The organism is Streptomyces misionensis, from assembly GCF_007896895.1.
Taxonomy (GTDB): Bacteria; Actinomycetota; Actinomycetes; order Streptomycetales; family Streptomycetaceae; genus Streptomyces; species Streptomyces misionensis_A.
Window position 1 is genome coordinate 1 of sequence record NZ_VOGW01000210.1, and the last position, 8,166, is coordinate 8,166.

Genomic DNA, 8,166 nt, shown 5'->3' on the forward strand with positions numbered 1-8,166 from the left:
GTCGTGCGGCCGTCATGGGGCTCATTGTCCGGCATCGACGGCGGGAGCGGCCATGCCCGGGAACGGCCGCGGCCCGACGCGCAGCACGGAAAAGGCCACGGCTCGGAGGAGCCGTGGCCGCTGTGGTGGGGGAGGGCTACGCGTGCTGGTAGGCGACCAGCGAGATGCCCACGTAGTGGACGACGAAGGCCGCCAGCGTGAAGGAGTGGAAGACCTCGTGGAAGCCGAACCAGCGCGGTGACGGGTTGGGCCGCTTGATGCCGTAGACGACTCCGCCCGCGCTGTACAGCAGGCCGCCGACGATCACCAGGGTCAGCACGGCGATGCCGCCGGTGCGCAGGAAGTCGGGCAGGAAGAAGACGGCCGCCCAGCCCATCGCGATGTAGCAGGGCGTGTAGAGCCAGCGCGGGGCGCCGACCCAGAAGACGCGGAAGACTATCCCGGCCGCGGCCGCGGCCCAGATGCCCCACAGCAGCCACTGGCCCTTCGCGCCGGGCAGGAGCAGCAGGGTCAGCGGGGTGTACGTGCCCGCGATGATCAGGAAGATGTTGGCGTGGTCGAGGCGGCGCAGCAGGCCGCCCATCCGCGGGCCCCAGTTGCCCCGGTGGTACAGCGCGCTGACGCCGAACAGCAGGCAGGCCGTGAGGACGTAGATCCCGCAGGCGACGCGGCCTCTGGTCGAGTCGGCGAGGGCGGTGAGCACGAGGCCCGCGACGAGTACGGCGGGGAACATGCCGAGGTGCAGCCAGCCGCGCAGTCTGGGCTTGACCGGATGCGGCAGGGAGAGCGCCATGGGGCCGCGGCCGCCGGCCGGCGTGTCCGTGGGTGCGTTGGGGACGGACGCAGTCATGCGCCGCATGGTACCTACGGCGCCGTAAGTCGGATGTGAGGGGCCTCCATCGGCCGGTCATCGGCCGTCCGTCAGCCGTCCGTCAGCCGTCCGTCGGTCGGGCGGACGCAAAAAAACCTTCAGCCGAAATCAAGCCGAACGTAAAGGAAACGCAAACGCCCCTGGAACCGTGGCCGAGCTCACTCCGCTCACCTGTGAGACCCCCTGGACAGATGGGCGCTACGGGCGGATGATCAAATGAGTGCAGTCGGCACCGGATGAGCGACAGCGAAGCGTCCGGGTCGCAGCCCCCACGGGGCGACAAGGACAAAATCCCTCACTTAGGAGCAACCGTGGCGCGCGACAACTCGGCTACCAGCGTTCCCACCAACCACCAGGAACTGATCTCGTGGGTCAATGAGATCGCCGAACTGACGCAGCCGGACAGCGTGGTCTGGTGCGACGGGTCCGAAGCCGAGTACGAGCGCCTCGCCGAGGAGCTCGTGGCCAAGGGCACCTTCAAGAAGCTCGACCCGGTCAAGCGCCCGCACTCCTACTACGCCGCCTCCGACCCGACCGACGTCGCGCGCGTCGAGGACCGCACCTTCATCTGCTCCGAGAAGGAGGAGGACGCGGGCCCGACCAACAACTGGAAGGCCCCCGCCGAGATGCGGGAGATCTTCACCGGCGAGCAGGGCCTGTTCCGCGGCTCCATGCGCGGCCGCACCATGTACGTCGTCCCGTTCTGCATGGGCCCGCTCGGCTCCCCGCTCTCCGCGCTGGGCGTGGAGATCACCGACTCCGCCTACGTCGCCGTCTCCATGCGCACGATGACGCGCATGGGTCAGGCCGTCCTCGACGAGCTGGGCGACGACGGCTTCTTCGTCAAGGCCGTGCACACCGTGGGCGCCCCGCTGGAGCCGGGCCAGGCGGACGTGCCGTGGCCGTGCAGCCGGACCAAGTACATCTCCCACTTCCCCGAGTCGCGCGAGATCTGGTCGTACGGCTCCGGCTACGGCGGCAACGCCCTGCTCGGCAAGAAGTGCTACGCGCTGCGTATCGCCTCCGTCATGGCGCGCGACGAGGGCTGGCTCGCCGAGCACATGCTGATCCTCAAGCTCACCCCGCCGCAGGGCGAGTCCAAGTACGTCGCCGCCGCGTTCCCGAGCGCCTGCGGCAAGACCAACCTCGCCATGCTGGAGCCCACGGTCTCCGGCTGGACCGTGGAGACCATCGGCGACGACATCGCCTGGATGCGCTTCGGCGAGGACGGCCGCCTGTACGCGATCAACCCCGAGGCCGGCTTCTTCGGCGTCGCGCCCGGCACGGGTGAGCACACCAACGCCAACGCGATGAAGACCCTGTGGGGCAACGCGGTCTTCACCAACGTGGCGCTCACCGACGACGGCGACGTCTGGTGGGAGGGGATGACGGAGGAGGCGCCGGCCCACCTGACCGACTGGAAGGGCAACGACTGGACGCCGGCCTCCGAGACCCCGGCCGCCCACCCCAACGCCCGCTTCACCGTGCCGGCGTCGCAGTGCCCGATCATCGCGCCCGAGTGGGAGGACCCCAAGGGCGTGCCGATCTCGGCGATCCTCTTCGGCGGCCGGCGCGCCAGCGCGGTGCCGCTGGTGACCGAGTCGTTCGACTGGAACCACGGCGTCTTCCTCGGCGCCAACGTGGCCTCCGAGAAGACCGCCGCCGCCGAGGGCAAGGTCGGCGAGCTGCGCCGCGACCCGTTCGCCATGCTGCCGTTCTGCGGCTACAACATGGGCGACTACATGGCGCACTGGATCGACGTGGCCAAGGACAAGGACCAGTCCAAGCTGCCGAAGATCTACTACGTCAACTGGTTCCGCAAGAACGACGAGGGCAAGTTCGTCTGGCCCGGCTTCGGCGAGAACTCCCGTGTCCTGAAGTGGATCGTGGAGCGCCTGGACGGCAAGGCCGAGGGCGTCGAGACCCCGATCGGCGTCCTGCCGGCGAAGGCGGCCCTGGACACCGACGGCCTCGACCTGTCCGACGCCGACCTGGACTTCCTGCTCACGGTCGACAAGGAGGTCTGGCGCGAGGAGGCCGCGCTGGTCCCCGAGCACCTCAACACCTTCGGTGACCACACCCCGAAGGAACTGTGGGACCAGTACCGCGCGCTCGTCGAGCGCCTGGGCTGAGCCCCCGAGAACTCCGCGGCCGGTCCGACTAGCCCTGACCAGCAATAGTCGTCACGAAGGCCGGCCGCGGAACCGCAACGCACCGGGCCGGGGCCCGCACCGTACAACGGCGTACGGCGACGGGCCCCGGCCCGGTGCGCGCACATGACGACCTGTCGGTACGGCCGAGTCGAGGCACCCGGTCCGCGCGTCGCTGCGGGTGCGCGCGGACCGGGGCCGGTCGTGGGGACCCCGCAGGGCCGGCGGGGATCAGCCGGTGGTGGTGAGTTCCCTCGGGTCGGCCGCGAGGGCGGCCGTGTGGGCGTCCATGCGCTCGGCGGACAGGATCGCCGCCGCCGTGTCGGCGCGCGAGGCGGCGACCACCAGCGCCCGCCCGGCCAGGGCGTGCGCCTTCCGGTGCAGCGCCAGGGGGTCGCCGTCGGCCGCGGTGGACGCCGCGCGCAGCGGTGTACCGCCCCGCAGCCGGCTCAGCTCGCCGGCCAGCCGCTGAGCGGCCGTGTCCAGGTCGGCCGAGGGCGTCAGCGCGCGCAGCTCGTCGGTGACCGCGAGCAGCGCGGCGAGATGCCCGGCAAGCTGGATGTCCAGCTCCTCCTCGCGCGAACGGTGGGGGAAGTCGGAGGGGGTGCCGGCCATCGTGCTGTGGACCGACTTGGTGCGGATCGGTTCGTACATGGGGATGGCCTCCTGTGCTCTGACAGGAAACCATCCTAGCTTGGATTTCGTCTAAAGTTGAGTCGGGTCACGGGCTGAGGCCCGTCGACCACGGTGGGTTCGGCGTCGTCCCTGGTCAGCGCTGGCCGTAGCCGTCCAGGAAGGTTCCGATCCGCGTCACCGCGTCCTTCAGGTCCCCGACGGTCGGCAGGGTGACCACCCGGAAGTGGTCCGGCTCGGGCCAGTTGAAGCCCGTGCCCTGCACCACCATGATCTTCTCCTGGCGCAGCAGGTCGAGGACCATCTGCCGGTCGTCCCGGATCTTGTAGACCTGCGGGTCCAGGCGCGGGAAGAGGTACAGCGCGCCCTTCGGCCGGACGCAGCTCACGCCCGGGATCTGCGTCAGCAGCTCGTAGGCCGTGTCCATCTGCTCCTTCAGCCGCCCGCCCGGCAGCACCAGGTCCTGGATGGACTGGCGTCCGCCGAGCGCGGCGACCACGCCGTGCTGGCCCGGCATGTTGGCGCACAGCCGCATGTTCGCCAGGATCGTCAGGCCCTCGATGTAGGAGTCGGCGTGGGCGCGCGGGCCGGAGATCGACATCCAGCCCACCCGGTAACCGGCCACCCGGTACGCCTTCGACATGCCGTTGAAGGTCAGCGTCAGCAGGTCGGGGGCGACCTTGGCCGTCGGGGTGTGCGTGGCGTCGTCGTAGAGGATCTTGTCGTAGATCTCGTCGGAGCAGACCAGCAGGTTGTGGCGGCGGGCGATGTCCGTCAGCCCCTTGAGCACGGACTCGTCGTAGACCGCGCCCGTGGGGTTGTTCGGGTTGATGATGACGATCGCCTTGGTGCGGTCGGTGACCTTGCTCTCGATGTCGGCGAGGTCGGGCATCCAGTCGGACTGCTCGTCGCAGCGGTAGTGCACCGCCGTGCCGCCGGACAGCGAGACCGCGGCCGTCCACAGCGGGTAGTCCGGCGCCGGTACGAGGACCTCGTCGCCGTCGTCCAGCAGGCCCTGCATCGCCATCACGATCAGCTCGGAGACGCCGTTGCCGATGAAGACGTGCTCGACGTCGGTCTCGATGCCGAGGGTCTGGTTGTGCATGACGACCGCGCGGCGGGCGGCCAGCAGGCCCTTCGCGTCGCCGTAGCCGTGCGCCGTGGAGACGTTGCGGAGGATGTCCTCCAGGATCTCCGGGGGGCACTCGAAGCCGAAGGCGGCCGGGTTGCCGGTGTTGAGCTTGAGGATGCGGTGGCCCGCCGCCTCAAGCCGCATGGCCTCCTCGAGAACCGGGCCCCGGATCTCGTAACAGACGTTGGCGAGCTTGGTCGACTGGATCACCTGCATACGCGTGAGCTTAGGGCCCGGCCCTGTCTCATGGGTGGTGTTTTCCGCCACGTGAGACATGGATTTGCCCGGAATGTTCCTACGGCTGTCTCGGTACTCCCTCGCCTCCCTGGAATCCGCTGTCGTGTCCAGCGAACGTGGGTACGAGTCGGAGCCGCCGAGACCCGGAGCGGGGGAGGGGCGCGTCCCGCCGCCCGTGTTCCATCCGCGGCCGGGTCCCGCCCCGTCCTATGAGGAGTACGCCGACCCCGCCGCCGCCCACGGCTGGCAGAACGCCTACGACGAGACCCGCGAGCTGCCCCCGATCACCGACCTCGGACCCGGCCCCGGCGCGCCCGGTTCCGCCGTATCCGGTCCCGAAGCGTCCGGTCCCGAAGCGTCCGGTCCCGATGAGGGCCGTGCCGGGCGTCGCCGGCGGGAGCAGCGGCGCAAGGGCGGCCGCCGCCGGCTCGCGGCCGTCGCCGGGGCGCTCGGCGTCGCCGGCACCGTCGCGCTGATCGCGGGCGTGGCCGGCGGCTCGGACGACCCCGCCGCGTCCCGCTCCAGGAGCGGCGGACAGGCCGGTGCCACGGAGAGCGCGCCCGCGGACGCCGTGGCCCCGGTGACATCCGCCCCCGCCTCCGGCGGCGCCGATGCCCCGACGACCTCCGCCCCGGCCGCGCCCCGGACATCGACAGGAGCCATCATCGACGACGCTGCTTACGAGGTGGAGTGTGTGGATGCCGTCGCGCTCGGCGAGTCCATGGTCACCTTCGTGCCCACCCGCCCGGGGCGGCTCGCGGACGTGCCGTCCTTCGACCGCGCGATCGGCGGCGCGGAGTCCAACGTGGCCTGCGCGCTGGCCGCCCTCGGCCATTCCACGCGGTGGGTGAGCCGGGTGGGCGCGGACGGCTTCGGCGACCACCTGCTGGCCCGGATCGCCGACCACGGCGTCGACGTCCGCGCCGTCCGGCGCGACCCCGACCGCCCCACCGGCGTCTACTTCCGCACCGGGGCGGACCGCGCCACGGGCGCGCACGAGGTGGCGTACTACCGGGCGGGCTCGGCGGCGTCCGCCCTGTCCGTGACCAACGTGGACATGGCGGCGGTACGCGCGTGCCGGGTGCTGCATCTGTCGGGGATCACGGCGGCGTTGTCGCCGGAGTGCCGCGAACTGCTGTGGCGGCTGACGGCGCCGCGCACCGGCGGTCCGCTGATCTCCTTCGACGTCAACTTCCGGCCCGCGCTGTGGCCGGAGCGGGGCGAGGCGGGGGTGCTGCTGGAACTGGCGCGGCGGGCCGACATCGTGTTCGTGGGGACGGACGAGGCGGAGGACGCCTGGGGCGTCACGGGCGGCCCGGACGCGATCAGAAAGGCGCTGCCCGAGCCGGCGGTACTGGTGGTGAAGGCGGGGGAGAGCGGGGCGACGGCGTTCGCCCACGGCCCCCTCGCGGGCACGGACGCGGGTAGGGGCGCGGGCACGCACACAGGGGCGGACGCGGGCACGCACACAGATGCGGATGCGGGCACGGACGCGGGTACGGACGCGGTCACGGACCCGAAGCCGCCGACGCGCGGACTCTCGGAGGGCCGGGCCGCCGCCGACGCCGTGGCGCGCGCCGTCTTCGAACCCGCCCCCCGCGTGCACGTCGTGTCCTCCATCGGCGCAGGCGACGCCTTCGCCGCAGGCTTCCTCTCCGCCACCCTGCGCGGGCTCCCCGTACGGCAACGGCTCAGGTACGGCCATCTCGCTGCCGCCGCCGCCCTCACCGCTCCCACCGACCTCGCCGCACCGCCCGGCCGCGCCGACGCCGACCGCCTCGTCACCCTGGACGCCCCCGCATGGGGGAGACTTCGACTCGCCCCCGGCTGGACGCAGGCCGTGCGGGCACCGGAGGAGGCGAACCCCACATGAGTCAGACCGTCGACCGCGCCCTGAGCATCCTGCCGCTGCTCGCCGAGGGCCCCGCCGACCTGGGCCAGGTCGCCGACCGGCTCGGCGTCCACAAGTCCACGGCCCTGCGACTCCTGCGCACCCTGCACGAACACGGCCTGGTCTACCGCCAGACCGACCAGCGCTACCGCCTCGGCGCCCGCCTCTTCGCCCTCGCCCAGGAGGCGATGGAGAACCTCGACGTCCGCGAGATCGCCCACCCCCACCTCGTACGGCTGAACGAACAGTGCGGCCACACCGTCCACCTGGCCGTCTACGAGGAGCACGAGGTCCTCTACATCGACAAGGTGGACAGCCGCTACCCGGTCCGCATGTACTCCCGCATCGGCAAGCCCGTGGCCATCACGGTCGCCGCCGTCGCCAAACTCCTCCTCGCCGATCTCCCCGAAGCCGAACGCCGAGCCCTCGCCGAAAAGCTCGACTACCCGTCGTACACCCCCCGTTCCACACCCAACGCCGAAGCCTTCCTCCGCGAGCTGGCCAAGGTCCGCGACCAGGGCTGGGCCACCGACCTCGGCGGGCACGAGGAGTCCATCAACTGCGTCGCCGCGCCCATCCGCGGCGCCGACGGCCGGGTGGCCGCCGCGATGTCGGTCTCCGCCCCCAACGTGGTCGTCACCGCCGACGAACTGCTCGCCCTCCTCCCGCTAGTCCGCCGCACCGCGGACGCCATCAGCGCCGAATTCTCCGGCAGACCTCCCGTCACGGAACAACCATCGCAGAACGCCCGTAAGGATCACGTATGACCGAAAAGACCGCCCTCACCCCCAAGACCCACACCACGCCGCCCGCGAAGTTCTCGCACGGCGTACGCAAGGGCAACATCCTCCAGGTCGCCGGCCAGGTCGGGTTCCTGCCCGCCGAGGAGGGCAAGCCCCCGACCCCGGCCGGCCCCACCCTGCGCGAGCAGACGCTCCAGACCCTCGCCAACGTCAAGGCGATCCTCGAAGAGGGCGGCGCGAGCTGGGAGGACGTGATGATGATCCGCGTCTACCTCACGGACGTGGACCACTTCGCCGAGATGAACGAGATCTACAACGCCTACTTCGAGGACCAGGCCCTCACCCAGCCGCCCGCCGCCCGGACCACGGTCTACGTCGGCCTCCCGCCCGGTCTCCTGATCGAGATCGACGCACTCGCCGTCCTCGGCTGAGCCCCACCCCCTTGTACGACGCACACGGCACGGCACCCTCCGGGGCGCCGTGCCGCGCTCCTCCCTGCCCGAAAGCAC

The 8,166-nt window shown here is 71.3% G+C and carries 7 protein-coding genes; 4 read left to right on the forward strand and 3 right to left on the reverse strand.

Annotation, left to right across the window (positions count from 1 at the left end; translation table 11 throughout):
* Window positions 1-136 precede the first annotated feature (136 nt).
* Entirely contained in the window at window positions 137-850 is a 714-nt protein-coding gene (gene trhA / locus FRZ03_RS38580; RefSeq protein ID WP_146469827.1) for a PAQR family membrane homeostasis protein TrhA, read from the reverse strand.
* A 332-nt stretch (window positions 851-1,182) separates the two neighbouring features.
* Here trhA and FRZ03_RS38585 point away from each other — a divergent pair, with 332 nt between their 5' ends.
* Entirely contained in the window at window positions 1,183-3,003 is a 1,821-nt protein-coding gene (locus FRZ03_RS38585) for a phosphoenolpyruvate carboxykinase (GTP) (protein WP_146469828.1), read from the forward strand.
* Between the two features lie 249 nt (window positions 3,004-3,252).
* Here the strand turns inward: FRZ03_RS38585 and FRZ03_RS38590 are convergent, their stop codons facing one another.
* Both FRZ03_RS38590 and FRZ03_RS38595 read right to left on the reverse strand, forming a co-directional pair.
* Entirely contained in the window at window positions 3,253-3,675 is a 423-nt protein-coding gene (locus tag FRZ03_RS38590) for an SCO4983 family protein (RefSeq protein ID WP_146469829.1), read from the reverse strand.
* Between the two features lie 115 nt (window positions 3,676-3,790).
* A complete protein-coding gene (locus FRZ03_RS38595) occupies window positions 3,791-5,002 on the reverse strand; it encodes a pyridoxal phosphate-dependent aminotransferase (RefSeq protein WP_146469830.1) in 1,212 nt (403 codons plus the stop codon).
* 742 nt (window positions 5,003-5,744) lie between these two features.
* On the opposite strand from FRZ03_RS38595, the gene FRZ03_RS39665 reads away from it, so the two are divergent.
* Genes FRZ03_RS39665 through FRZ03_RS38610 form a run of 3 tightly spaced genes read left to right on the forward strand, consistent with a single transcriptional unit; the run spans window position 5,745 to window position 8,088 of the window.
* Window positions 5,745-6,896 carry a sugar kinase gene (locus tag FRZ03_RS39665; protein WP_398662332.1) on the forward strand — a complete coding sequence of 384 codons (1,152 nt, stop codon included), beginning with the start codon at window positions 5,745-5,747 and terminating at the stop codon, window positions 6,894-6,896.
* Window positions 6,893-7,681 (forward strand): IclR family transcriptional regulator, encoded by a 789-nt coding sequence (locus FRZ03_RS38605; RefSeq protein WP_146469831.1) that lies wholly within the window; start codon window positions 6,893-6,895, stop codon window positions 7,679-7,681. Before FRZ03_RS39665 ends, FRZ03_RS38605 begins: the two co-directional genes overlap by 4 nt.
* Window positions 7,678-8,088, forward strand: a complete 411-nt coding sequence (locus tag FRZ03_RS38610) for a RidA family protein (protein ID WP_146469832.1) — start codon at window positions 7,678-7,680, stop codon at window positions 8,086-8,088. The genes FRZ03_RS38605 and FRZ03_RS38610 overlap by 4 nt, the downstream gene beginning before the upstream one ends.
* The last annotated feature ends 78 nt before the right edge of the window (window positions 8,089-8,166 follow it).